The 26,530-nt window shown below is 51.8% G+C and carries 24 protein-coding genes; all 24 read left to right on the top strand.

The features are described 5' to 3' along the window. Positions 1-493: 493 nt before the first annotated feature. The gene (gene ltrA / locus T458_RS46625; protein WP_023555181.1) at positions 494-1,837 is read left to right on the top strand and encodes a group II intron reverse transcriptase/maturase; all 1,344 of its coding nucleotides are present in this window, start codon (positions 494-496) and stop codon (positions 1,835-1,837) included. 699 nt (positions 1,838-2,536) lie between these two features. Further along, positions 2,537-3,775: an IS110 family RNA-guided transposase gene (locus T458_RS46620; RefSeq protein WP_031305278.1), complete on the top strand. Its 1,239-nt coding sequence runs from the start codon at positions 2,537-2,539 to the stop codon at positions 3,773-3,775. Positions 3,776-4,025: 250 nt separating this feature from the next. Next, a complete protein-coding gene (locus tag T458_RS56605; RefSeq protein WP_023557973.1) occupies positions 4,026-5,060 on the top strand; it encodes a VOC family protein in 1,035 nt (344 codons plus the stop codon). A gap of 21 nt (positions 5,061-5,081) precedes the next feature. Next, positions 5,082-6,149: an NAD(P)H-dependent flavin oxidoreductase gene (locus T458_RS46610; RefSeq protein ID WP_023557972.1), complete on the top strand. Its 1,068-nt coding sequence runs from the start codon at positions 5,082-5,084 to the stop codon at positions 6,147-6,149. A gap of 46 nt (positions 6,150-6,195) precedes the next feature. Further along, positions 6,196-7,365, top strand: a complete 1,170-nt coding sequence (gene nagA / locus T458_RS46605; protein WP_023557971.1) for an N-acetylglucosamine-6-phosphate deacetylase — start codon at positions 6,196-6,198, stop codon at positions 7,363-7,365. Positions 7,366-7,655: 290 nt separating this feature from the next. Continuing rightward, on the top strand, positions 7,656-8,564 hold the full coding sequence (gene rbsK, locus T458_RS46600) for a ribokinase (protein WP_023557970.1): 909 nt from the start codon (positions 7,656-7,658) through the stop codon (positions 8,562-8,564). 12 nt (positions 8,565-8,576) lie between these two features. Beyond that, a complete protein-coding gene (rbsD, locus tag T458_RS46595) occupies positions 8,577-8,972 on the top strand; it encodes a D-ribose pyranase (protein ID WP_023557969.1) in 396 nt (131 codons plus the stop codon). Positions 8,973-9,001: 29 nt separating this feature from the next. Next, a complete protein-coding gene (locus T458_RS46590) occupies positions 9,002-10,507 on the top strand; it encodes a sugar ABC transporter ATP-binding protein (protein WP_023557968.1) in 1,506 nt (501 codons plus the stop codon). Next, the gene (locus tag T458_RS46585) at positions 10,497-11,423 is read left to right on the top strand and encodes an ABC transporter permease (protein WP_023557967.1); all 927 of its coding nucleotides are present in this window, start codon (positions 10,497-10,499) and stop codon (positions 11,421-11,423) included. Before T458_RS46590 ends, T458_RS46585 begins: the two co-directional genes overlap by 11 nt. 29 nt (positions 11,424-11,452) lie before the next feature. Further along, a complete protein-coding gene (rbsB, locus tag T458_RS46580; RefSeq protein ID WP_023557966.1) occupies positions 11,453-12,388 on the top strand; it encodes a ribose ABC transporter substrate-binding protein RbsB in 936 nt (311 codons plus the stop codon). A gap of 227 nt (positions 12,389-12,615) precedes the next feature. After that, on the top strand, positions 12,616-13,314 hold the full coding sequence (locus T458_RS46575; RefSeq protein ID WP_023557965.1) for a hypothetical protein: 699 nt from the start codon (positions 12,616-12,618) through the stop codon (positions 13,312-13,314). Continuing rightward, positions 13,208-16,651: an Ig-like domain-containing protein gene (locus tag T458_RS56110; protein WP_084568007.1), complete on the top strand. Its 3,444-nt coding sequence runs from the start codon at positions 13,208-13,210 to the stop codon at positions 16,649-16,651. Before T458_RS46575 ends, T458_RS56110 begins: the two co-directional genes overlap by 107 nt. 77 nt (positions 16,652-16,728) lie before the next feature. Next, entirely contained in the window at positions 16,729-17,250 is a 522-nt protein-coding gene (locus T458_RS46570) for a phage tail protein (protein ID WP_031306016.1), read from the top strand. A gap of 30 nt (positions 17,251-17,280) precedes the next feature. Continuing rightward, positions 17,281-17,781 carry a phage tail protein gene (locus T458_RS46565; protein WP_023557963.1) on the top strand — a complete coding sequence of 167 codons (501 nt, stop codon included), beginning with the start codon at positions 17,281-17,283 and terminating at the stop codon, positions 17,779-17,781. 18 nt (positions 17,782-17,799) lie between these two features. Continuing rightward, the gene (locus T458_RS46560; protein WP_023557962.1) at positions 17,800-18,324 is read left to right on the top strand and encodes a phage tail protein; all 525 of its coding nucleotides are present in this window, start codon (positions 17,800-17,802) and stop codon (positions 18,322-18,324) included. A 170-nt stretch (positions 18,325-18,494) separates the two neighbouring features. After that, positions 18,495-19,481 carry an ABC transporter ATP-binding protein gene (locus tag T458_RS46555; RefSeq protein ID WP_023557961.1) on the top strand — a complete coding sequence of 329 codons (987 nt, stop codon included), beginning with the start codon at positions 18,495-18,497 and terminating at the stop codon, positions 19,479-19,481. Positions 19,482-19,525: 44 nt separating this feature from the next. After that, on the top strand, positions 19,526-20,329 hold the full coding sequence (locus T458_RS46550) for an ABC transporter permease (protein WP_051410113.1): 804 nt from the start codon (positions 19,526-19,528) through the stop codon (positions 20,327-20,329). Further along, a complete protein-coding gene (locus tag T458_RS46545) occupies positions 20,326-21,114 on the top strand; it encodes an ABC transporter permease (RefSeq protein ID WP_023557959.1) in 789 nt (262 codons plus the stop codon). Before T458_RS46550 ends, T458_RS46545 begins: the two co-directional genes overlap by 4 nt. A gap of 17 nt (positions 21,115-21,131) precedes the next feature. Further along, the gene (locus T458_RS46540; RefSeq protein WP_023557958.1) at positions 21,132-22,187 is read left to right on the top strand and encodes a polyamine ABC transporter substrate-binding protein; all 1,056 of its coding nucleotides are present in this window, start codon (positions 21,132-21,134) and stop codon (positions 22,185-22,187) included. A gap of 146 nt (positions 22,188-22,333) precedes the next feature. Continuing rightward, positions 22,334-23,569, top strand: coding sequence for a copper resistance CopC/CopD family protein (locus T458_RS46535; protein WP_051410112.1), 1,236 nt, complete (start codon positions 22,334-22,336; stop codon positions 23,567-23,569). Positions 23,570-23,592: 23 nt separating this feature from the next. Continuing rightward, a complete protein-coding gene (locus T458_RS46530) occupies positions 23,593-24,222 on the top strand; it encodes a YcnI family copper-binding membrane protein (RefSeq protein WP_023557956.1) in 630 nt (209 codons plus the stop codon). Positions 24,223-24,286: 64 nt separating this feature from the next. Continuing rightward, positions 24,287-24,760 carry a DinB family protein gene (locus tag T458_RS46525; RefSeq protein WP_023557955.1) on the top strand — a complete coding sequence of 158 codons (474 nt, stop codon included), beginning with the start codon at positions 24,287-24,289 and terminating at the stop codon, positions 24,758-24,760. A 243-nt stretch (positions 24,761-25,003) separates the two neighbouring features. After that, positions 25,004-26,251, top strand: coding sequence for an MFS transporter (locus T458_RS46520; protein ID WP_023557954.1), 1,248 nt, complete (start codon positions 25,004-25,006; stop codon positions 26,249-26,251). A 27-nt stretch (positions 26,252-26,278) separates the two neighbouring features. Beyond that, positions 26,279-26,512, top strand: coding sequence for a hypothetical protein (locus tag T458_RS46515; RefSeq protein ID WP_023557953.1), 234 nt, complete (start codon positions 26,279-26,281; stop codon positions 26,510-26,512). The last annotated feature ends 18 nt before the right edge of the window (positions 26,513-26,530 follow it).

Raw genomic sequence — 26,530 nt, 5'->3', positions numbered from 1 at the left:
TTGCTAGTTGGTGAAAGTCCAACCGAGGTAAGAGCCAAGTCGCCTCGTAGCTGACAGGCAACTGGTGGAGAGATCCTAAGGTTGAAGCCCTGTGACAAAGTATCCCGTAAGGGAGCGAGCAAATCAGCGGACCGTAACATAAAGTGAATCCTGCCGCTTCGTTAAAGGGACCATCAGTGGATGGACAAGGAGGAGACGAGCCCGGTGGCCGCAGGCGAAGTCCATGGACGATGTGTAGAACTTGGAGACAGCATCAGGGAACCTCCCGGAGTATGGGGAGCGGTACGCTGAGAAAGTAGTTAACGGAACTGGGGAGACCCTACTCTGCACACCCCGTTGGGGTGTAAAGCGAAAACCTATAAGCACATGCGAAAGGGTGGACGGCAGAGAGGGAGTCGGAGGGGTTTATAGTACCGTTGAACATAAGGACAACACAACCTTGTGGAGGGAAGGAACCCTGCTTTGTTCTTGGGTTGAAAGGAGGTAAGAGTGAGTGAATGCAAGTAAACTTGCTAACTACACCAATGTAAAAGCTCGACAACTTTGGACAACCCTATATCTTTGTGCCAAGGAAAATCCAAAACGGCGATTTCATGCTCTGTATGACAAAGTGTACCGGCCAGATATTCTTGCGGAAGCGTGGCGTAGAGTTCGAGCCAATAAAGGTAGCGGCGGGATAGATGGACAGACAATTGAAAGAATCGTTCAGGAGTATGGGGAAAGTAAATTTCTCAACGAAATTTATCTCGACCTGAAGGGTAAGCAATATCATCCATCTCCTGTGCGGCGCACGTACATCCCGAAAGCGGATGGGAAACAAAGACCGCTTGGTATCCCGACCATCCGAGATCGTGTTGTTCAGATGGCAACCAAGATGGTTATTGAGCCTATCTTTGAAGCCGATTTCAAAGATTGCTCATACGGATTCCGTCCCAAACGAAATGCCCACCAGGCGATTACACAAATCAAGAAAACCAGCAGGACGGCCTCCTGGGTAGTCGATGTAGACATCAAAGGATACTTTGACAACATTAATCAGGAAAAGCTCATGAAGCTAGTAGAGAAAAGGATTTCTGATCGCAGGATACTAAAGCTGATTCGGAACTGGCTCCGTGCGGGCGTCATGGAAGATGTACAGTTTCATGAAACCGAATGGGGCACTCCGCAAGGAGGGGTAATCTCTCCACTGTTGGCAAATATTTATTTGGACTACATGGACACGATTTGGGAGAAGCAATTCACTCATCTTGGGAAGCTGATCCGATATGCGGATGATTTTGTAATCATGTGTAGATCGAAACAAGACGCTTTGGAAAGTATACAAGTCATAAAAGCGGTACTAAACAAACTGGACCTTACACTTAGTAAAGAAAAGTCTCGACTGGTTAATATCTGGGACAATACGACGGGCTTTGACTTCCTTGGTTTACACCATCGAAAATTTCCCATTCTTCTCAAGGGTGGAAAGAAAATGTACGTCATGTCACACATTCCGAGCAAGAAGGCTATGAAGGAAATGAGAAGGAAAATCAAAGAGTATACCAAACCGCGCAACAAGTTGTACTGGTCACTAGACGAGCTGATACAAGGGCTGAATCGAAAACTTCAAGGTTTCAAGAATTATTATTCACTTTCACCCATAGGAGCTAAGTGGTTATGTCGCATCGACTGGTATGTTCTGACAAGACTTGTGCTCTTTAACAACAAGAAAAGGAATAAACAAGCGAGACATGCGCGGATGAGAGAGATAGCAAAAGCTACAAGAGGAATTCTTGTGAAGCTTGCCGTACGCGATAACCGAATGCCAAGGAAAGAAGAACATCGGAAAGCCGTATGAGGGAGAACCTCACGTACGGTTTGATGAGGGGGAACTGAAAGGAGTAAGGCGACCAAACGGTCGCCAGAAAGCGTCAGTTCTCTACTCTACACCCTGAATCACTTCTTCGAAGTGGGCTACTTTTGGTCGCGGTTCCGCCTTTGCAATGAAGGCGGCCAGGGATGACCCCCAGCGAAGATCCCAACCCGCCTGAGCGTTCTCCACTACATCCTGAGAAACCCACACCCCATTAGCATGGAGATCGAGCGAAGCTGGTCGAGGAAAAAGGGAAGAAAAGCGAAGGCATTTGGGATCTTGACCAAGCCGTAATGGAAAAGGCGGAACACGCATTTAGCGGGCAACCCTGAATCACTTCTTCGAAGTGGGCTGCTTTTGGCCGCGGTTCCGCCTTTGCAATGAAGGCGGCCAGGGATGACCCCCAGCGAAGATCCCAACCCGCCTGAGCGTTCTTCCCTTTTTCGTATTATGAGGTCAGCCAGAAAAAACTGGCTGGCCATTTTTCATGGAAATGGCTTTACTCTATTGGTAGCCGGGTAGAACGATCCCCTTTTTGGGAAAAACCCGTGGAGGAAACTGTTCACCCCCTACTTGTACAACTATGTTTGGGCTGGTTGGGACAAGATCCCGTATCACATGCGAAGCTATGGCATACAAGTGCTAAAGGGGCTGCCGGTAAAAGAAGTGAGGGGAAGGAAGAACGTGAATCCAGTTGTAGGAATCGATGTGGCAAAAGGAGAAAGCCAAGCACAGATCTTTCTGGATCGGAACAAATTATACGGAAAAGGATTTCGTTTTTCGCATACCATAACAGATTTGGAATGGCTTCATGGAAGGCTAAAGGAAGTAGAAAAGGACAGCGGTTGTCGTCCAGCAATTATTCTTGAGGCTACAGGTCACTACCACCTTCCCATTGTAGAGTGGGCAGAGGAGAAAAATTATGACCTGTATATCCTTAATCCCTTATTAGCCCAGCGGGCTAAGAAAACGCACCTAAGAAAAGTGAAGACCGATAAATTGGACGCGGTTCATTTAGGAGAACTTTATTACAAAGAGGAGTTTGAACCGTACCAAAAGCAGGAAACGCACTGGCTTCATTTACGTCATCTCACGAGACAACATGAGGCAATGACGGATATGTATGTTCAGACAAAATTGCAATTTCGGGCTGTCCTAGACCAGGTCTTTCCCACGTATGAAGGTGTGTTTGGGGATTTGTATTCAACGGTATCATTGGGAGTGTTGGAAATGTATTCAACACCAGGGGCGGTAAAAACGGCAGGAGTGGACAAGCTAGCGGAGTGTATGAACACAAAGCTTGTTCGTGGACGGTCACCGAAGTGGGCAAAGGAAAAGGCAATAGATATGATGGCAGCGGCAGAAAAAAGCCCCTTTCAAGAAGGGGTCCATGAGAGTTATGTGCTTAGTTTACGTATGTTCATCACGTTGCTACTTCAATACCAGGAGCATCTATCCAAGCTTGAAAAACAAATAGATGCCCTGGCTGAAGAAAAAAAAGAATATGATCTACTCCGTTCGATTCCCGGCGTGGGAAACAAGATTGCTGCCACAATCCTGGCCGAAATTGGGGAAATCGAACGGTTTGACCACGCAAAGAAATTGGTCGCATTCGCTGGGGTTGACCCAAGTGTCACATCCTCCGGAAAGTTCACAGCAAGCACAAACCGAATTACCAAACGGGGTTCCAAACGCTTGCGAAGAGCGCTGTACCAAGCTGTACAATGCGGAGTAAGAAGACGAAAGGGGTGTCTCTTACAAAGCTCAGTAAATCAGCGATTACGTGAGTATTATGACGTGAAAAAGGGGGAAGGAAAGCCCCACAAACAGGTTGTGATTGCTTGTGTGAATAAGCTAATCCGCTGGATATACTGCATTTTAACGAGAAGCGAACCTTATAAGGCTGACTTTCAGTCAGCGTAATGGAATGAATTTCCATAACCTCTCCCTTTAGAGAGGTTATTTTGCATGCTTTTCAACAATATAGCACAACTTCAAAGAAAATAATAAGGATACTCTTGACAAAATATTAGCTGGTTTCCTCACCGCCTCTACAGTTGGAAGACCACCAAATTTCTACCCCGCATTTTTCATACTCCTGCACTCCAGTCGAACCAAGCTCCCTGCGACTTTGCTATAATAGAAGAAGCAGCAGTTAGGGGAGATGATGGGCATGATCGACAGTCTGGATCATCTGGTGTTAACGGTCCGAGATATGGAAGCAACCTGCCAATTTTACGAACGCGTCCTCGGGATGACCGTAATCACGTTTGGTGAGAACAGACGCGCTTTGCAGTTCGGCAGACAGAAAATCAACCTCCATCAAGCAGGGCGCGAGTGGGAGCCAAAAGCAAAGCATCCCGTCCCCGGTTCAGCAGATCTGTGCCTGCTCTCCTCCTGGCCGATGGAACAATTGATCCGGCATATGAAAAACTGCGGAGTAGAGATCGTGGAAGGTCCCGTACAGCGGACTGGAGCGGTCGGCCCCTTGCTTTCCATCTACTTGCGAGACCCTGACGACAATCTGATCGAAATCTCCAATCAACTGCCCGCATTGACAACGCCTAACCCGGGTGTTGCAGCAGTAGCCGAAGCATTTCACCAGAGAAAACAGGGGATTATGGGCGAGCAGCGCCTTGGCTTTTACAGCGTGATGCTGCCGTTGGTCACCATGGAGGACGGACGTTTGGGCGTCCTGTTTGAAAAACGGGCGATTACGATGCGGCGGCAAGCCGGAGAAGTCTGTTTCCCCGGAGGACGCAGGGAAGAGGACGATCCTACGCATTGGGCGACCGCCCGGCGGGAGACGAGCGAAGAGCTGGGGATTCCAGAGTCGCAGATTGACTACATAGGGGCGTTGGATATTTTGCTTGGACCAGGTTTTTCCTGTATCTACCCCTTCGTCGGCTACTTGCATGACATCAGCGAAATGAATCCCAATCCGGATGAAGTCGGAGAAGTGTTCATCATTCCGCTCGACACCCTGCGGAATACACCGCCGTCCCGTCACAAGGTCTCGATGTATTCGGAGGCCGATGAGGATTTTCCGTTTCACTTGATACCGGGCGGCAGACAATCTCCATGGCGTACCGGACAGATGGAGCACCTCTTCTATGAAATTGACGGGTGGGTCATCTGGGGCTTGACAGCTCGAGTGCTCGCCCATTTTATCGCATTGCTTGATGAGTTGGGCATCGAACCGAAATAGGAGAGAAAGCGGGGAATCAGCATGTGGACCAAGAAAGAAGTGGCGAAGCGATTGCAGATCGAATGGCCGATTATACAGGCCGGAATGGCAGGTGGAACGACCACGCCTGAGCTGGTTGCGGCCGTTTCTCAGGCAGGCGGGCTGGGAACGCTGGGGGCGGCCTACATGGGAGCAGAACAGATTCGGACAGCGTTTGGGGCGTTCCGTAAACAAACAGACAAGCCGTTTGGAGTCAATTTGTTTATTCCCGAGCCTTTTGATCCTGACCAGCCTGTATCCGAAGCCGTGCGTCAGGCGATGAACGACGTGCGCAAGAGCTTGCAGCTTCCCCCTGATCCAGCAGTGAACCGATATACAGAATCGTTCGAAGAGCAGATCACCGTGGTATTGGAAGAGAAGGTGCCCGTTTTCAGCTTTACTTTTGGCATGCTCGATCAAAAGTGGATCCGGGCATTGAAACAGCAGGGAGCCACCGTAATCGGTACGGCGACGACCGTGCGCGAGGCCGCAGCGTTGGAGGAGAGCGGTGTCGACATGCTGACGGCACAGGGCAGCGAGGCAGGAGGGCATCGCGGCTCCTTTTTGCCGGATTCGCCAAGCAATCTGATCGGGACGATGGCTTTGGTGCCGCAAGTAGTGGATCGGGTTCGGATTCCGGTGATCGCTGCCGGGGGCATCATGGACGGCCGGGGAATCGCAGCAGCATTTGCCCTGGGCGCTGCAGGCGTGCAGCTGGGTACGGCATTCCTGACTTGCGTGGAGAGCGGCGCGCATCCCTTGCACAAAAAAGCTGTGCGGGAAGCAAGCGACGAGTCGGTGGTGTTGACCCGCGCTTTTTCGGGAAAACCAGCACGAGGGGTGACCAATGCGTTCATCAGCCTGCTCGAGCCAATGGAGCAGGAGCTGCCGACTTATCCGGTTCAAAATGGTTTGACAAGGGATATCCGCGCGGCAGCAGCCAAACAGCAAAACAAGGAGTATCTGTCGCTATGGGCGGGACAGGCGGCTTCGCTGAGCCAGGATGTGTCGGCTGCAGAACTGCTGCACCGACTGGTCGAAGAGGCAGAGGAGGTACGGCGTCGTTTGTAGCCACATTCCATGACACAGGCGGACACGCAAGACGGAGGGGAACAGATTGAAGGAATCATTTGCTTTAAGGGGAACAGTCATCACGCACGGAGAGGAGCTGCCTGATGGGCTGGTGATCGTCGAGGGAAGCAAGATCCTGTATGCCGGCCCGGCCGCCAATTGGCATCAAGGGCTGCCGGAGCGCGTCACTGACGTGGGAGATGGCTGGATATGCCCGGGTTTTCTCGATATACACATGCACGGCATCGCAGGGTACGATACGATGGATGCGACACCGGAATCCTTGCAAGCGATCTCGACAGCCTTGGCGCGTTACGGTGTCACTTCCTTTCTCGCCACGACCATGACAGCTTCCTATGAAAAGCTGGAGCAGGCCCTGAAAAATATCGTCGCTACAAGCAGGCAGGGACTGGAAGGAGCAGAAGCAGTCGGCATCCATCTGGAAGGCCCTTGGATCAATCCGCGCTACAAGGGAGCGCAAAATGAACAGGACATTTCGTTCCCAACGCTTGCAGAGGTGCGCCATATGCACGAATTGGCGGACGGGATGCTGAAAGTCGTGACCATTGCACCTGAACAGCCCGGCGCCGCTGAAGCGATTCGTTGGCTGAACGGGCAAGGAGTCCTCGTCTCGGCGGGCCATACCGGGGCCAGCTTCGATGAGGCTGCGCAGGCTGTGCAGGCAGGTGTCGGTCATTTTACCCACTGCTTTAATGCCATGACCGGGCTGCATCATCGCGAGCCAGGTGTTGTCGGGGCCGCGATGTACCACGAACACCTCAGCACCGAACTGATTGCGGACGGAATTCACGTCCACCCTGCGGTAATGCGGATTCTGTATCGGGTGAAGAAAGCGGACCGACTGGCTCTGATCAGCGACTCGATGCGTGCCGCAGCCATGGGAGAGGGCAAGTACGATCTCGGGGGACAAGAAGTCACCGTAAAAGGCGAGGAAGCCAAGCTGGCGGACGGAACGCTTGCGGGCAGCATACTGACGCTGAACCGGGCAGTGGAGAACATGGTGAAGCTAAGCCGGGTACCTCTTCCGGAAGCAGTGCAAATGGCTTCCCAGACCCCAGCTTCCTTGCTGGGATTGGATGCGAAAAAAGGCAAGCTGGAAAGCGGATACGATGCAGATCTTATCGTGCTGGCTTCGAACTTTACCTGCAGACAGACCATCGTAGCAGGAAAAGAAGTGTATCGCGCGCCAGAATAAGCTGCTTGTTCATTCATAGACATAAGGAGTCGAGGGAATATCCCTTGGCTCCTTTTATATTCCGAAGTTCTCCAGCGGGAATTTTCTTGACAAGTTTTTTGTCCCAGGAGTATATTATACGCATGAATATATGTAACCGGTTACAGATAAATTCATACAGAGTTTGTCTACTCTTTTGTTAATATATGTAACCGTTTACTGATCGTCGTTAGTTTCGTCTTTTGGCGGGTAGAACGGCGTTTATCCACATCCGCCAAGATAGAGACGTTTTCATAGAAAGGGAGAGATTCATGAATCGCTCGCCACATATTGTCGTCATCGGCAGTTTAAATATGGACATCGTCGTAGAAGCCAATCGCCCGCCTGCTCTCGGAGAGACCGTCATGGGTGAACAGATTCATTTTATCCCCGGGGGAAAAGGTGCCAACCAAGCTGTTGCCCTGGCACGCCTTGGCGCCAAGACCGCCATGATTGGTACTGTTGGCAACGACAGCTTCGGGGAAGATCTTTTGCGTGCCATGAACCGCGAAGGGATTGATGTGGCAGGAGTCAAGACGGTGCAAGACGGCCATACAGGTGTCGCGTCCATCGTCTTAGCCGAGGGTGATAATCAGATCATTGTCGTTCCCGGTGCCAATGCCGCATGTCTACCGATGGATCTGGAAGCGCAAACAGCGAAGATTGCCGCAGCGGACGCAGTGCTGCTGCAGCTGGAAATTCCTCTGGAAACCGTCCTGCACGCTGCTAAAACAGCCAAAAGCCTCGGCAAAACGGTAGTCCTGAATCCTGCACCAGCCCGCCCGCTGCCAGATGAATTGCTGCAGCACGTCGATGTCCTGATTCCTAACGAGTCCGAATTGCTCATCCTGGCAGAAGAGAAGGGACAGGGTCTGGAGGCGGCCATGCGTTCCCTGCAGAAAAAAGGCGTGCGGATCGTTGTCACGACTTTGGGCGCGAAGGGAGCAGCCTTTTTGACGGAGGAAGAAAGCGGAGTTGTACCCAGTCATCAAGTGCCTGTCGTCGATACCACAGGAGCGGGAGATTCTTTCAACGCCGGGTTTTCCTATGCGCTTGCCAGCGGAAAATCGGTTCGGGACGCCGTGGCCTTCGCGACAAAAGTGGCAGCCCTGGCAGTCACGCGTCTGGGGGCGCAAGCGGGAATGCCAACCTTGGCGCAGGTCGAGCAGTTTCACCAATAACAGGGGGTTATTATGAAAAAATGTGGCATTTTAAACAGTGAACTTTCCAGTGTTATCAGCCAGCTTGGCCATACCGACCAAATCATCATCTGTGATGCGGGCTTGCCCATCCCTGATTTTGTGACTCGCATCGACTTGGCTGTCGTCCCCGGCCTGCCTACCTTCGTGGAGGTCCTGGACGCTGTCCTCTTGGAGATGCAGGTGGAAAAAGTGATCTATGCGCAAGAACTCCAGGCGGCCCAGCCAGCCTTGTTGGCGCGTCTGGAAGAGACGTTTGAAGGCGTACAGCGGGAGAGCGTGAGCCACGAAACATTCAAGCAGCTCAGCAAAGACGCAAAAGCGATTATCCGTACAGGCGAGTGCACGCCATATGCCAATATCATCCTGCAGTCCGGTGTCACCTTCTGACGGAGGTGCAGGGGAAGGGAGGGAGAGCAGTGTCGGAACATCTGTTGGAAATGAAACAAATCAGCAAATCCTTTCCGGGTGTCAAGGTTTTGGAGAACGTCCAATTGAACCTGAAAAGCGGCGAATTGGTCGCACTCATGGGGGAGAATGGGGCAGGCAAATCTACCCTGATGAAAATCCTCGGCGGGATTTACGAGCGGGATGCCGGGACGATTCTCGTCAAGGGAGCAGCGCAGGAAAAAATGACTCCGGATATCGCGAGCAAGCTAGGCATTGCGATCATCCACCAGGAATTGAACCTGATTTCGCATCTCTCGGTCATGGAGAATATTTTTCTCGGACGCGAGTTTACCTACGGCAGATCCGGATTCGTCAATTGGGCCAAAATGAGAAAAGAAGCCAAGCATTGGCTGAAGCAGCTGGAGATCGATCTGGACCCGGATACCCTCGTGGGCGACTTGTCGGTCGGACAGCAGCAGATGATTGAGATTGCCAAAGCTTTGTCGATGCAGGCCGACATCCTGGTCCTGGATGAACCGACAGCAGCTTTGACCCATCGGGAGATCGACGCCCTCTTCCAAGTGATTGCCTCCTTGAAGCAAAAAGGGGTCGGCATGATCTACATCTCGCACCGGATGGAAGAAATCTTCCAGGTGAGCGACCGGATCACCGTCCTGCGCGACGGGCAATACGTCGGCACAGTCGAGACGGCCTCGACCAATATGGATGAGCTCGTCAGGATGATGGTGGGACGCGAGATTACGGACCGTTTTCCCAAAGAACAGATCGAATGCGGGGACGAGCGGCTGCGTGTGGACAATCTCAGCGTCAAAGGAAAACTGGAGAAGATCAGCTTCTCGGTCCGAAGCGGCGAGATCGTAGGGATTGCCGGACTGATGGGAGCTGGACGCACAGAGATGGCTAAAGCGATTTTCGGACTGGAGCATGTGTCCGAGGGTCAGATTTTTGTCGATCATCAGCCTGTGCGCATCACTCGTCCCATCGATGCGATCCGCGCCGGCATTGCCCTGGTCACGGAAGACCGTAAAGAGGAAGGGCTGGTGCTGTCCCTCCCCGTCCGCGAAAACATCTCCTTGCCCAATCTGGACAAAGTTTCTTCGCTTGGCGTGCTGCGGCCAAAACATGAGCAGGAGCTCAGCGATGATGCGATCAAGCGGTTGCTCATCAAGACAGCAGGCGGAGAGCAGATCGTAGGCTCCCTGTCTGGGGGCAACCAGCAAAAGGTGGTCATTGGCAAGTGGCTGGCGACCGAGCCGAAGATTCTCATTCTCGATGAACCGACGCGAGGCGTAGATATCGGGGCGAAAAAGGAAATTTACGACATTATGAACCATCTGGCCAAGTCAGGGGTAGCCATTCTGATGATTTCCTCCGAGCTGCCAGAGGTGCTCGGAATGAGCGACAGGATTCTGGTTATGCATGAGGGACGGATCACCGGGGAGTTCACCCGCGCAGAGGCGACACAGGAATTGATCATGCATGCGGCGACAGGAGGGAAGAGCCATGCCGTTTAACTTTTTGAAAAAAATGGGCCCTTTATTGGGGCTGGCACTCATTGTGATCGTCTTGTCGATTATTACGAACGACTTTTTGACCGTAAGCAATATTTTCAACGTGCTGCGGCAGATTTCGATCAACGCCCTGATCGCGTTCGGGATGACCTTTGTCATCCTGACCGGGGGCATTGACTTGTCTGTCGGTTCCATCCTGGCGCTATCGAGCGCGATAACAGCAGGCTTGATGGCGGGCGGCATGGATACCTGGCTCGCCATCCTCATCGGTCTTCTGGCTGGTGCCGTGATGGGGGCGATCAATGGCGTGGTGATTGCCAAAGGAAGGGTTGCGCCATTTATCGCGACACTGGCGACCATGACGATCTTCCGCGGTCTGACACTGGTCTATACCCAAGGAAGACCCATCACCGGGCTTAACCCCGATTTCGCCATTCTCGGGAAGGGCTTCTTTCTAGAGATTCCGATGCCTGTCATCTGGATGCTGATTTCTTTTGCGATCTTGTATTTTATCTTGCGCCATACAACATTTGGACGTCATGTCTACGCACTGGGGAGCAATGAAGAAGCGACCCGCTTGTCTGGAATCAGCACGTCCAAGGTAAAAGTCATGGTGTATGCCATCAGCGGTCTTTTTGCCGCGATCAGCGGGGTTATCCTCACATCCCGGCTCAATTCGGCTCAGCCGACAGCGGGTACTTCCTACGAGCTGGACGCTATCGCGGCGGTCGTACTCGGGGGCACCAGCTTGTCCGGGGGAAATGGTTGGATCGTCGGTACCTTGATTGGCGCGATGATCATCGGTGTGTTAGATAACGGTCTCAATCTGCTGAATGTTTCCTCTTTTTACCAGTCGGTAGTCAAAGGGGCAGTTATTTTGCTGGCAGTATTGATCGACCGATCTAAAGCAAAGAAATAGACAGCGAGAAAACAAGGAGGATGGTTTTCATGAAAAAGTTTTTGAAAATGGCACTGGCTTCATCTCTGGTGCTTGGTGTTTTGGCTGGCTGTTCCACGACGTCCAATTTGGAGAACAATACACCGGAGCAATCGACAGGCAATACTGACGGCAAGGTGACAGTCGGTCTGGCCGTATCCACCTTGAACAACCCGTTTTTCGTATCCTTGAAAGAAGGAGCAGAAAAAGCGGCGAAGGAAGCCGGTGTCGAGCTGCTGGTAGTAGACGCGCAGGATGATACAGCGAAACAAATCAGCGGCGTGGAGGATCTGATCCAGAAAAAAGTGAGCGTCCTGATGATCAATCCGACCGACAGCGCAGCGATCGTGACCGCAGTCGAAGCGGCGAACAAAGCCAATATTCCGGTCATCACCGTTGACCGTGCGGCAGAAGGCGGACAGGTGGTCTCCCATATCGCTTCCGACAATGCGGCAGGAGGTAAAATGGCAGGCGAGTTCATCCTGGAAAAACTAGGCGGAAAAGGCAACATCGTCGAGCTGCAAGGCATCGCCGGAACATCCGCTGCTCGCGACCGCGGCCAAGGCTTCCACGACGCGATAGACAACAAAGAAGGCATCAAGGTAGTCGCATCCCAGCCTGCTGATTTTGACCGTGCCAAAGGGCTGAGTGTCATGGAGAATATCCTGCAAGGCAACAAGGACATCCAGGCCGTTTTTGCACACAATGACGAGATGGCATTGGGCGCATTGCAAGCTGTAGAAGCACAAGGCAAGGATGTGCTGGTCGTCGGTTTCGACGCTACGGATGATGCGGTGAAAGCGGTACAAGACGGAAAAATGGCAGCAACAGTCGCGCAAAAACCGGCAGCGATCGGTGAGACTGCTCTGCAAACTGCAGTGAAAGTAGCGAAAGGCGAAAAAGTGGAGAGCAATATTCCGGTAGCACTGGAACTGGTGACAAAATAAACAAATAATCTGGTAAAGACAGAAGGAAAAAGTCCCGAGAGTAGAGTATTCTGCTGACGGGACTCTTTGTCTTTTTATGGCATTTTATGGAAGGAATCTACAGAAAACTTCCGACACGCTTTTTTGCAATTGTGACGAGGATTACAGAAAAGAGTGCCGGGTTGCATATATAATCAACCAGGATCTTGTATTTCTAATCCATTTTTATAAGAGAGAGGGGAGGATACATGAAAAGGCATCTTGCACGTCTGATCGTTTTTGTCTTGTTTTTTAGTTTATTTCCGGCAGCGACGGTTCCACAATCCGCCATGGCTGCTGATCCGCAAACTTTGAAAATCAGGCCAGAGGCGGACAAGTTTGTGGACGACCTAGCTGGCCATCCAAAGGGGGAGTCAGGACCCCTAGTCACTCAGGATCACGTCATGTTCATTGGTTACGAAAAAGCTTTCGGGATTATGACAGGGGCAATCCGATTCAATCTGGACCCGATCAAGGAGCATGTGATTCAAAACCCCGACGCAAAGATCAAGTCCGTCATGCTCAGTCTGAACGTCAGAGGTCTTGAACCCAAGGGCTCACCTCCATTTTTGGATCTGTTCGGTTCAGATCATGACGATTGGACGGAGGATGAAAGCCGAGCCTTGCCTGTAAAGGGCAGCCAGATTTCCCCCAGGTACCCGGTAGTCTCCGAAGGAAGGCAACGGATAGACGTAACGAGCTATGTAACACCGAAACTTGAGGCAAACGGAAAGAAAGCTACCTTTGTCTTGGAGGGAAATACGGTTAGCGACGACGGAACACGGACATTCTTCTTTTTTAATGACAGCTTCGAAGAGAATCCACAGTACGATAACCTACCTGGAAGTAACCTTCAACTCACCACCTACAGACATCCAATTATCCAATCACACAGTCCCCGAAAATAGCCTGGCTGGCACGGAGATCGGTCTCCTCACCGCGACTGACCCCGACCCAGATGAAACCTTTACTTTCACCCTAAGCGGAACGGATGCAGAAGCATTTTTCGTTCAAGAAAACGATCTGTTGACAAAACGCCCCTTGGACTATGAAACCAAAAGCTTGTACACATTTTTGATTCACGTCACAAAATCATCAGGCGGGACCTTTTCCAAGTCTTTTACCATTCAGGTCCTGGATGTGAATGAGCCTCCTATCATCGAGTCGTTCTTGATCAATGATGGCGCGGCATCGACAAGCAGTCAGAAGGTAACAATCAAGACATTGATCACAGACCCAGATTCTGGAGACAGCATTCAAATGCGTCTCTCCAATGTGGAAAATGAGTGGACTTCCGCCTGGATGCCCTATACGCCTGAGTATGAATGGAACCTCTCCGCTGGCGAGGGTCTAAAGACGGTTTATGTACAGGCGAGGGATTCCGCAGGGCTGGAATCGCAAGTCGTTTCGCGAACCATCTACTTGGATCAAACTCCGCCTGACGTGACAACATTCACCATCAATAACGGAACAGCCTATACCTTATCAAGGGATGTCGACTTGTATGTGGACATTGGTACGAGCGAAGCAAGTCTCCCGGTTCAGGTAAGTGTTTCCAATCAGGAAGACGGCCCTTTTACGACGTGGTACGATCTGCTAAGTCCCATTCATTGGCAATTGACCCCTGGAGACGGGACCAAAAACGTGTACGCGGTGTTCCGCGATGCAGCAGGCAATGAGACAGCCAAACAATCCGCAACCATTATTCTTGATACCATAGCTCCTGTGATTTCTGGCGTCTCAATGGGAGGAGCATACAAGAACGATGTAACCGTAACCTTCTCAGATTCGAACGGGGCTTCGGCAACCTTAAACAGTGTCCTGATTAACAGTGGCCATACCATTACCCAAGAAGGCCAGTATGACTTAATCGTGACCGATTCCGCGGGCAATACGAACGCCCTGCAGTTTATCGTGGACAAATCACCTCCTGAGGCGGCAGTTCAGATAAATGGCGGAGCGGCTTTTACCAATCAGTCCCAAGTACATGTAACCATTACCGCAACAGATTTGACGAGCATGAGGATGTCTTTTGCCAATGAACCATCGGGTTTCACAGCAGAAGAACCATATGTTGGCACAAAGACCTGGAATCTCAGCAGCGGCGACGGAGTAAAAACCGTATACGTCAAGCTGGTGGATGTACTGGGACACCAGGCGACCAAGACAGCCAGTATCATCCTGGATACAACGCCCCCTATCGTAAGTGGTGTGACGAATCAAGCAGTGTACAACACCGACAGGACGATCTTTTTTTCAGAAGGAAGTGCAACGCTGAACGGACAGAGAATTCCCAACGGCCATACTGTCTCGCTCGAAGGGGAATACAAGCTGGTGGTGACCGATGAAGCCGGAAATGTCACAACCGTTCAATTTTCGATCATCAAATCTACACCTGTCGGCGGATTTACCATCAACAATGGTTCCCTGTTTACAGCATCACGGGACGTCACGTTGCAAATCAGGGCAAACGGTTCTGCTGACGGCTTGCAAATGTCATACAACACAGATGGAGCATGGAGCACTTTTGAACCATTCTCCTCGACGAAACATTTGCAACTGCCAGGCATAGATGGTACAAAATCCGTTTCGATCAAATTTCGCTACCAGGCAGGGAACGAAAGCCAAGTCTACACCCAAAGCATCATTCTAGATACAGCTCCCCCAAGCGGAAGCTTTGCGATTAACAACGGAGCTGGGACGACCAGTTCCCCACGGGTGAATCTGTCCATCAGCGCAACGGACAATCTCGGACAGATCGAAATGCGCATCGCGAATGAGAACAGCACATGGAGCAACTGGCAAGCATACAGTCGCTCGGTTTCCTGGACACTGCCCAACGGAAATGGCCCGAAAAAAGTCCTGCTGGAACTGCGTGATGAGGCGGGCAACGTCACTTCCCTGGAAAAGAGCATTGTGCTGCGCGTCTCTGATCCAACGCCATGGGTGCCTGTGACGGGAATCTCGCTGGATGAAGACCGCCTTACCCTCTTCGAAGGCGAGGGCAGAACCTTGATTGCGACTGTTTTCCCCAGTCACGCGACGAACAAGGCCGTGATCTGGTCGAGCAGCGATCCTCATGTGGCTGAGGTGAATGGCAGAGGTGTGGTAACAGCCAAAAATCCGGGCGATGCCGTCATCATGGCAACCACCATGGAGGGCCAAAAAAACGCCTCTGCGAAAGTAACAGTGAAAAAAGCAGTAGAGGAAGTTCCCGTAACAGGCGTAAAGCTGGATCAGGATTCTCTCAAGCTGCTGGTGGGGGAAACCCAAAAGCTGAAGGCCACCGTGCAGCCGAACGACGCTACCAACCAGGCCGTGATCTGGTCGAGCAGCCATCCCAAGGTGGCAAGTGTGGATGAAGACGGAGTGGTAACCTCCCATAAAGCAGGAGAGGCTACCATCACCGTCACGACCGCAGACGGCAAAAAAACGGATACGGCAGCGATTACCGTCCGCAAAAAGAATGACAGGGAAGGCACGCTGGTGGCATCGGATTCTGCGCTTTGGCTCTATCCTGGAATTACGACCAGCGTCAGCATCTATTATCGGAATGATGGCATTCGCACAAAGATTAATCGGGATCCCGAGACCCGCTTTCATTCCGAGAATGGTCTCGTCACATTCGAAAACGGACGCATCAAGACGGGCAAAGAAGAAGGCGAAGATTGGATTACCGTCAGCTATCTGGGAGAAGAGTTAACCATCCCTGTCACCATATCCAGAGAATCGATTCGTTCGCTCAGCATCGATGCAGGCAGGAATGTGATTCTGGAGACGGGTGGCGAAAAGCAGCTCCGTTTGTATGGCACGACGAAAAACGGCACCGATCCTGAATTGACCGATCTGGCCGCCTGGACATCAAGCGACCCGGATGTAGCCCGTGTCACCGATGAGGGGGAAATCACCGCAGGAGAACCAGGAAAAGCAACCATTACGGCTCGTTACAGCGGACAGAGTGTTACCGTGCGCGTCCTGGTCATGGAGGAAAAGGAGATCCGGGAGATCAGGCTGTCCCCGCTCTTTCTGAATTTGGAGGAAGGGGAATCCCGACAGCTTCGTCTGTATGCAGAGTATGAAAAGGGATATGACGAGATTGTATCTGACGACTGGGACTGGGAGATTGAGGATACAAGCATTGCCACGGTCAAGGCTGGCAAGGTAAAGGCGCTGAAAACAGGCGAAACCATTCTGACAGTTCGTTATGAAGGATTTGAAACGCAGGTGCGGATTGTCGTTCGATGATCTGGAAAGAAGGTGCCGGTCAACTCCTGGCCGGCACTTTTTCAAACAAACAGATGCTGCGATGGAGGAGAATGACGATGGAAGATTACTATGTTGGAGAAATCAGGATGTTCGGAGGAGAATATGCCCCGGCAGGGTGGGCCTTGTGCAACGGACAAGAATTGCCCATAGCCGAGTACGAAGTCTTGTTTGCCTTGATTGGCACTACGTATGGAGGAGATGGGCAGTCGACCTTTGCTTTGCCTGACTTGCGGGGAAGACTTCCTGTGCATCGGGGGACGAATCCCATGACAGGCACGAAATACGATCTTGGTGCAAAAGCAGGATCAGAGACAGTCACGCTCTCCTTGCCCCAGCTCCCTGCCCATACGCATAACGTCCATGCCTCCCAGCTTCAGGGGGATTCAGATACACCGCTAAATCAAGTATGGGCGCAAAGTGCAAAAGTTTTTTCCACAGCGGCTGAAGCTCCCTCAGCGTTGATGGATGCAAACAGTCTGTCGAATGTGGGCGGGAATCAGCCGCATGACAATATGATGCCGTCGCTTGCCATTACTTTTATTATCGCGGTCACGGGTTTGTATCCACCGAAAAGCTAAAGAACAACCACGAAAAAGGGAGGAAATGTCATGATGCCATTTCTAGGTGAAATTCGTCTGTTCGCGGGTGATTATCCCCCGCCAGGCTGGGCTTTTTGTGATGGACAACAATTGGCGATTATAACGAATCAACCGCTCTATTCTTTACTGGGAACGACCTATGGAGGAGATGGGAAAATCCATTTTTGTCTGCCGGATCTGCGCGGGCGTGTACCCATTCACGCAGGGGCGGGCATCCGAGCAGGATATACGGGAGGAGAAGAAAGCCATGTCCTGACAAATCAGGAAATGCCGGCCCATCAGCATCAGGCTTTCGGTACGAACGCGCCGGCGACTGAGCAGATTGCTGACAAGAAACGATGGGCGAACAACGAGGCGACAAAACTCTACCATTCCAGTGCGAATAGCGTCATGCATGGACAAGCCTTGACAACGAGTGGACAGGGACAAGCCCACCCGAACATGCAGCCTTACACGGTGCTCAATTATTGCATTTGCATACAAGGGGTATTTCCCCCACGGGATTCATGATAAAGGAGGTTTTGGGACATGGATGGGTTTGTAGGAGAAATCCGAATATTTGCTGGACAATATCCACCGAAGGATTGGGCATTTTGCGAAGGACAAGAGCTGCAAATCAGTAGAAATACGGCTCTATACAGTATTTTGGGATGTAGGTATGGCGGAGACTGCAAATCGACATTTTGCCTGCCTGATTTGCGGGGGAAAGCACCGATGCACTTCGGTCACGGGCCCGGTCTGACACCGCGGGTGAACGGTCAGACAACGGGGACAAGCTCGGTTGCTCTTCGGACATCGGAAATCCCTGCACACACACATACCCCGCGGGTGATCCAGGCGGCGAATGCAGCCGATCCTACCCAAGCGATCTGGGCAAATACAACGAACATCCGGGGAGGTATTCCTGCGTATGCCCCATCTGCAGACGGGACAACCATGAGCCCATTGGCGATTGGTGTAGCGGGGAATGATCAGCCTCACAACAATATGCAGCCCTATCTGGGAGTCCACTATATCATTTGTCTGTATGGCGAATACCCTTCCAAAGGGTAGGGAATTGCAAAAGGGATCAACACCGGATGCGGCGACATTCGGTGTCTTTTTTTGGAAAATAATCGAAGGAAAAATTGCATTCCTGCCTTGAAACTGTTTACAAAACGAATCATACACGATATATTTACCTAGATTGGCATGAGTATTTCTACATATGGTGAGATGACAAGATGAAAACAATCATACAATTGGATACCATTGAAAAACAATTTGCCGGCTCTGTCGTAGTCCCCCCTTTTTCTCTTTCTATAGAAGAAGGGGAGTTTTTGACATTGCTGGGTCCCAGTGGTTGCGGCAAAACCACGTTGCTTCGTATGATTGCGGGCTTTGAAGAGCCGACGTCCGGCGAGATCTCCCTCGATGGCAAGCCGCTCTCCCAGGTTCCTCCTTACAAGCGGGATATGAACATGGTGTTCCAGCAGTATGCGCTGTTTCCTCACATGACGGTCGAGCAAAACATTTTGTTTGGCCTGAAGATGAAAAAGGTGAACGGAGCCGAGCAGCAGCAGAGGCTGGAAGAGGTGTTGCAATACGTGCAGTTGAGCGAGCTGAGAAAGCGCACTCCCAAGCAGCTTTCCGGAGGCCAGCAGCAGCGGGTTGCGATCGCCAGAGCCATCATCAACAACCCCAAAGTGTTGCTGCTGGACGAGCCGCTGGGAGCGCTTGACTATCAACTGCGCAAAAGCCTGCAATTGGAATTGAAAAATCTGCAAAAAAACCTGGGCATCACGTTCATCTATGTGACGCATGACCAGGAAGAGGCGATGGCGATGTCAGATCGGATCGCTGTGATGAACAAAGGCCGGATCGAACAAATCGCGTCCCCTGCCGAAATCTACAACCGACCGCAAACGATGTTCGTCGCCACGTTTATCGGCGAGAACAACATCTTCCAGGAGGATGGGACTTGCACAGCGGTCAGACCTGAAAAATTGAAGCTGTATCCAAGAGATGTGGAATCAGAGAAGCACAAGAAGACGGGACGGATCACGGACGTCGTATTTCTTGGAAATCTGCGAAAGATTTATATTCGCTTGGATGGAACAGAAATGAGCGTCTTGGCCCATCAATACGCCAACGAAGGCTATGACTGGCAGGTGGATCATCAAGTGGCGATTGGCTGGTCACAGACGGACGAGGTGGTGCTTTCTTGTTGAAGACAAAGCGAATCAAACTCCTTGCGCTGCCGACACTTGTGTGGATGGGGGCGCTCTTCGTCTTGCCAATGATCCTGATGCTGGCCTTATCTTTCATGGAGCGAGGCACGTACGGGCAAGTTGTCTATCAATTTAACATCGACAACTACATACGCATCTTTGATCCTTTATACGGTCTGATTTTTTGGGATACATTGGTTGTCGCCGTATTGACGACGGTATTTTCCATCCTGTGCGGCTATCCGCTGGCCTATTACATTTCCAGGCTGGAGAAGTCCAAGCAGCAAATTTGGCTGCTATTGGTCATGATTCCTTTTTGGATCAACTTCCTGGTTCGTTCCTACGCATGGGTCATCATTTTGCGCTCGCAAGGGGTCGTCAATACCATTTTGCAGTCACTTGGCTTGATCGACGAGCCGCTGACGCTTCTGTACAATTCCGGCTCCGTGCTCGTCGGGATGGTCTACACGCTCCTGCCGTTCATGGTTCTGCCGATCTACGTATCACTGGAGCAGATGGATTACCGCAAGCTGGAGGCGGCCTATGATCTGGGCGCGACGCCATGGAAGGCATTTTGGCATGTGACCCTGCCGATGACCAAGACGGGCGTCGTGACGGGTTCGATCCTGGTCTTCGTCTCCTCGATCGGGATGTTCGTCGTTCCGGATGTGATGGGGGGAGCGAAGTCGGCCCTGATCGGCAACGTCATCCAGAACCAGTTCCTCTCGGCGCGTGACTGGCCGTTCGGATCTGCGTTGTCCATCGTGCTGATGCTGTTGTCCTTGCTGCTGATTCTGCTCTACTTCAAGGCTACGCAAGCCGGCGGTGCGAAGGAGGGATCAGCATGAAAAAGCGCTCCAAGGCGTTGTCAGGATTTTCCTGGCTGATGCTTGTCTTCCTCTACCTGCCGATTGCGGTCCTGATTCTCTACTCGTTTAATGAATCGCGGATCAATGCGGTATGGAGCGGTTTTACCTGGAAGTGGTACATCTCCTTGTTCGAGAACAGGCAGGTGATGCAGGCGCTGACGAACAGCCTGTCGATCGGCCTCATCAGCAGCGTGCTGGCTACGGTTCTCGGCACTGCCGCATCCTTGGCGATCAAGCATTATTCGCTGCGCTGGCAAAATATCATCAACGGCCTGATCTATCTGCCGATTGTGATTCCCGAGATCATGCTCGGCTTGGCGCTGCTCATCCTGTTTAGCCAGTTCCAGGTTGATTTGGGCAAGGCGACACTGATCATGGCGCATACGACCTTCAGTATTCCGTTTGTGATGGTCATCATTTCCGCTCGTCTCGCAGATATGGGCAAGGATCTGGAGGAAGCGTCGCAGGATCTGGGCGCGACTCCGTGGCAGACGCTTCGCTACGTGATATTGCCATTGATTATGCCCGGGATTGTCGCAGGATTTTTGATGTCCTTCACCTTGTCGCTGGACGACTTCATTATCTCGTTTTTCGTGGCGGGGCCGAACTCGACTACCTTGCCGCTGTATATTTACGGGCTGGTGAAACGGGGAGTTTCTCCAGAGGTAAATGCTTTATCTACATTGTTAATCACAAGTACCGTACTTCTGGTGATCGTAGCTGAGCTCTTCAGACGCAAGGACTCTAAGACGATCCCATATTGATAGGAGGATGATCTGCATTGAAACGCTTCAAATCACTTTTGATCGGCGCTTTGACCGCCGCACTCGCTTTTACGGCCGTAGGCTGTTCCTCGTCTTCGGAGCAGGAAGCCCAAGTGCTCAATATCTACAGCTGGGCTGACAACTTCGATCCCGAAGTCATTGCCGACTTCGAGCAAAAATTCAACGTCAAGGTAAACTACGACGTCTACGGCAGCAACGAAGAGATGCTGGCCAAAATCCAGGCGGGCGCATCGGGCTACGACCTGATCCAGCCATCCGACTACATGGTAGCGACGATGATTGAACTTGGTCTTCTGGAGGAAATTAACAAAGAGAACATTCCAAACCTGAAAAACATCGTCTCCTCCTTCCAGACGCCGCCGTTTGACCCTGGCAGCAAGCACTCCATCATCTACACATGGGGGATTACCGGGATCGCGTACAACAAGAATTATGTCAAAGAACAGCCGACAAGCTGGAATGATTTGTGGAACGAAGCGTACAAGGGCCGTGTCATTCTCCTGAATGACCCGCGTGAGGTCATGGGAATGGCCCTGATCAAAAACGGTTTCTCCAACAGCTCGACTGACAAGGGCGAACTGGAAAAGGCATTTGCCGATATGAAGACCTTGTTGCCAAATGTCATCGCGTTTGACACCGACAACATCAAGCAGAAGATGATTGCGGAAGAAGCGTGGATCGGCTCTGTCTGGTCTGGCGACGCTGCGTTTATCCAAGCCGAGAATCCGAATGTGGACTACGTCATTCCGAAAGAAGGGGCAACCATCTGGGCGGATACCATGGCGATTCCCAAAGGAGCCAAGCATAAGGATTTGGCTGAGAAATTCATCAACTACCTGATGGACCCAGAGGTAAGCGTGAAGAACTACGAATCCATCGGATACAGCAACCCGAATGAGCAGGCGTATCCTCTGCACAGCGAAGAGTACCGCTCCAACAAAATGATCTTCCTCGACCCGAAAGACATTGCTCGGGCAGAGTGGCTGGTCGATGTAGGGGATACCCTGCAAGAGTATGACCGCTATTGGACAGAAATGAAGAGCGGCAGATAAATAGAGGCATGAAGGCCCAGGCTGGATAAAATCCGGTCTGGGTCTTTCTTTTTTTGGCGATACTCGTTGAAAATAGCCCGGGTGAGCCATATGGAACAAGCCGTCGTTCTGGTAGGCTTATGTAGCGGAAGGTGATCGAAATGAACATGAAAAGCACGAAGATCCTAGTACGGATCATCTGTTTTCTCCTGATCCTCATGGGAGGGATCGGCAATGTCCAGGCCCACGCCGGATTGGTGGACAGCTCGCCAAAAGATGGAGAACTCCTGCACCATAACCCGGGACAACTCTCGTTTGCTTTTACAGAGGTCCTGGAGGCAGATCTGGTCGAGATTCATCTGTACGACTGGAACGGAGAGGAAGTCAAGCTGGAGCGGCCCAAGCTGCAGCCGGGTGACGCGTCGCACGTGCATGTTTCGTTGCCTCCAGATCTGGCGGAAGGGACGTATACAGCAATCGTTTCGGTGGTGTCGGAGGATGGACATCCGGTGGAAGAGCGGCTGATCTTTTCCTTGGGACAAAAGAGTGCGCATGTTGCTGAGCCGTCCCAGAAGCAAGCAGATCCGACGTATCTGATCCTTCTCCGATTCCTTACCCAGAGTATCCTGCTCGTCGGAGGGGGCTTGTACCTGGTGGCTTGTCTCGCTCAACGCTATGGCCTGCCGTCCTTTGCGCAGTCCTTGGGAAGAGGCAGACCGATCGGCTGGCTGCTGATGTTCATCGGCCTGACCTCATTGTGGTTCGTCTACGATGCCTCTCTTCCAGCTGCTTCCTTGACAACTGCGCTATGGCAAGGCAATGTCTCTGTCTTGTCGCAATCTCCCTTTGCTATCATGCTTCTGGTATCCGCATTGCTGCTTCTGCTGCTTGGAGTACCCGGCATGATCACAGGCTGGTATGTCGCGGTGTGGCTCTTGCTGATCGTCACGCAAGCATTTGGCGGCCATGCCTGGGGGCTTTCCCCCTTGTGGCTGGCTTTGCTGCTGCGCGTGCTGCACGTCCTGAGCATTGCCCTATGGCTGGGAGCACTCGCCTACCTGTTGTTGCACAGATCGCAGGCGCAGCGAGGGAATGAAGCATTCAAGCACTTCTTTTTGCGTCTTGTCGCGATGGCGGCACTGGTTTCCCTGCTTACAGGCATTCTCATGCTGTGGGTGCAGACCGATCTCGCGAAGATGCTGGAAAGCTGGATGATCTGGAACGATCTGTTGGTGGTGAAGCTGGTCTTGGTCCTGTTGATGCTGATTGTCGCTTATCGACAGAGGAATGGCTGGCTCGGAAAACATGTGTTGAACGAAAAGCGTTTGCGCTGGGAAGTTGTTTTTGGGATTTTGGCTATTTTCGCAGGATTGTGGATGAGCCAAATGCCGTATCCCGGTTAAAGACAAGTCGAGGAGGAAGAAAGATGAAACAAGCAAAATGGATGAGCAGTCTCTTGGTGGCAGGTGTGGTTTGGATGACAGCCGCTGGAGCCCAGGCTCATGTGAATGTATATCCCAAGGAGACCACAACGGGTGCCTATGAAAAGTACACGGTCCGCGTTCCGGTGGAAAAAGACACGAACACCGTCAAAGTAAAAGTGGAGTTTCCCGCTGGAGTGAAGGTCAGCACCGTTCAACCTGTGCCTGGATGGAGCTATGAATTCGAAAAGGACGCAGAGGGGCGCAATACAGCCTTGATCTGGACGGCGACAGATGGTGGCATCGGGCCGCATGAGTTCGTGGAATTCGCCTTCGTCGGGGCCAATCCCAAGGAAGCGGGAGAGCTTTCCTGGAAAGCCTATCAGACCTATACCGATGGCGAAGTCGTAGAATGGACGGGAGAACAGGATTCCAAGACGCCGGCCTCTGTGACAACGATCAGACAAGGAGCGGGGGATGCTGGACATGGACACGATCACGGTCACGCAGATGAGCAAGCAGCCCCAGCCGCAGCACAAGGCGGCTCGACCGGCACCGGCACCACCTTGCCGCTGGTTCTCTCCGGATTGGCTCTGCTGATTTCGCTCGTCAGTCTCTTTCGAAAAAAAGCCTAACAGTCCGTAAAATCGTGTACAATGGGAGTGGTAAAAGATTACCATTTCATGGAGGTGTCCATTGATGTCATCCGCGATTTTATCTTCAGGAAAAACCATTCGCAGTGTGTTGCTTCACCGGGCCCAAATGATTCCAGAGGAGCTTTACGATGTACAGCCGGCTGCTTTCAACAACACGATCAAATGGAATCTTGGCCATATTGCAGTCGTGCAGAACAGCATTCTTGCACTCTGTTCCCTGGACGTCATCGAGCTTCCAGAATCTTACGAGTCGCTTTTCAATATGGGGACGAAGCCGGCAGACTGGACCATCACACCTCCGACGAAAGACGAACTGTTGGCTGTTCTCGCGGAGCAGTTGAACAAACTCTCCGAGCTGTCGCCCGAATCGCTGGAAGGGGCATTGCCCAAACCGATCGAAATGGGGCCCATGCGCTTTGAGACTGTAGCTGAGCTGTGCAACTTTGCTTTCATCCATGAAGCGATGCATGCCGGCACGATCTCCAGTCTGGTAAAAGTAATCAATCACAACGCCTAAACAAAGAGCACGATGAAAAACGCACTTTCTTAACCAGGAAGTGCGTTTTTCCATTATAATGTAAGGAATTCAATCAGGAGGTGTACAAGCATGCAAACATTTTCTCATGCGTTCAAACAAGTACAAATCAAAGGACCAAACAAAAGCTAGGCGACACGTACGCATTTGCCTTCCGCAGTCATGGACAACTGAATAGCAAGTGAGACGTGACGTGTCGTCTGCCGAAAAGGTGGATGGGGAAACATGAAATTTCACGCGTCACAGGTATACATGATCATGGCATTTTTGCAGTCATTGGCCAATAGCACGATGTTTACGACGTATGCGATCTTCTACATTGCCACGCTGGGATTAAACCCGCTGGAGCTGCTGATCGTCGGCATGGTGCTGGAAGTGACTGTGTTGATTTTTGAAGGGATTACCGGAGTTGTAGCGGATACCTACAGCCGGCGTCTATCTGTCATTGCCGGCATGTTTGCGCTGGGTGCAGGATTTGTGCTGCAGGGCTTTATTCCGAGTCTGGAGACGCTGATCCCGTTCGTAGGCGTGTTTGTCTGGGTACTGGTCAGCCAACTGATTTGCGGGATTGGCTACACGTTTATCAGCGGGGCGGATACCGCCTGGGTGGTCGATGAAGTCGGCACCGAGAAGATGGGAAGCCTTTTCTTGCGGGCCAAAAGCTATTCCCTGATGGGGACACTCTTGGGGATTGCCCTCAGTGTCGGTCTTTCCACCTTGGGAACACATCTTCCTTATGCAGTGGGGGGATTGCTTTATCTGGGGTTGGGGCTGTTCCTGATCTTTTTTATGAAAGAACCTCGTTTTGTTCGTCCTGAGCGGACTGCAGACTCGTCCCATTGGCAGGAGATGAAGACCACTTGGTTGAGCGGAGCAAAGGTGATCCGCCGCGAACCGATGCTGCTGCTGATCCTCGTCGTCACGCTCTTTAGCGGAGCGGCGTCAGAAGGGTATGACAGATTGTGGGAGGCGCATCTCATCTCGGAGATCGGGATACCGGAGTCCCACCTGTCGATGGCGATGTGGTTTGGCTTGATCGCAGCGGTCTCGACGTTCCTGAGTATTTTTGTCGTTCGTGTAGGAGAACGGCGGCTGGATATGAACAACGAAAGAGTTGTCATGGTTGGGATGTTCGTACTAACCTTTATTCGCATCGCTGCGATTCTGGCGTTTGCCTTTTCACCGACGTTTACATGGGCGTTGGTCTGTCTCTTGTTGATCGGGATGCTGAACTCGCTCACGCAGCCCTTGTTTGATACCTGGCTGAATCAGAACATCGAGAGCAGGGTGCGGGCTACCATCATTTCGATGATGGGACAGACGGATGCGTTGGGACAGACTGCTGGCGGGCCTTTTGTGGGCTGGGTTGGCACTCGTTACTCGATACGCGCTTCCCTGGTCATGGCGGCGATTCTCTTATCGCCCATCCTGTTGATCTTTGGACGTGTCTTGAGGAAGAAAACAAGCAGATAAAATTTGGATGGAGAGGAGAGGTGCTGTATGGGACTGATGGCAATCGGGATCGTCTTCGCGTTTTTGGCATTGTTCGTCATCTTGGCAGTGGTCAATATCGCCAATAAAGAGAAAAAGCGTGGAAATCACGCATCAGGGGATTCCGGCGGCTCTTCGTATTACTCGGATGACAAGCCGAGCAAAAGCTCCGACAGTTGGTGGGGAAGCGACAGCGGCAGTGACAGCGGGGGCGGAGATGGAGGCGGTGGCGGCGGCGATTAGCCGCTATTGCATTCCGCA

The organism is Brevibacillus panacihumi W25 (assembly GCF_000503775.1).
GTDB classification, from domain to species: Bacteria; Bacillota; Bacilli; order Brevibacillales; family Brevibacillaceae; genus Brevibacillus; species Brevibacillus panacihumi_A.
Note: the sequence above shows the minus strand (reverse complement) of the source record. Positions and strands in the feature narration are given on the sequence as shown.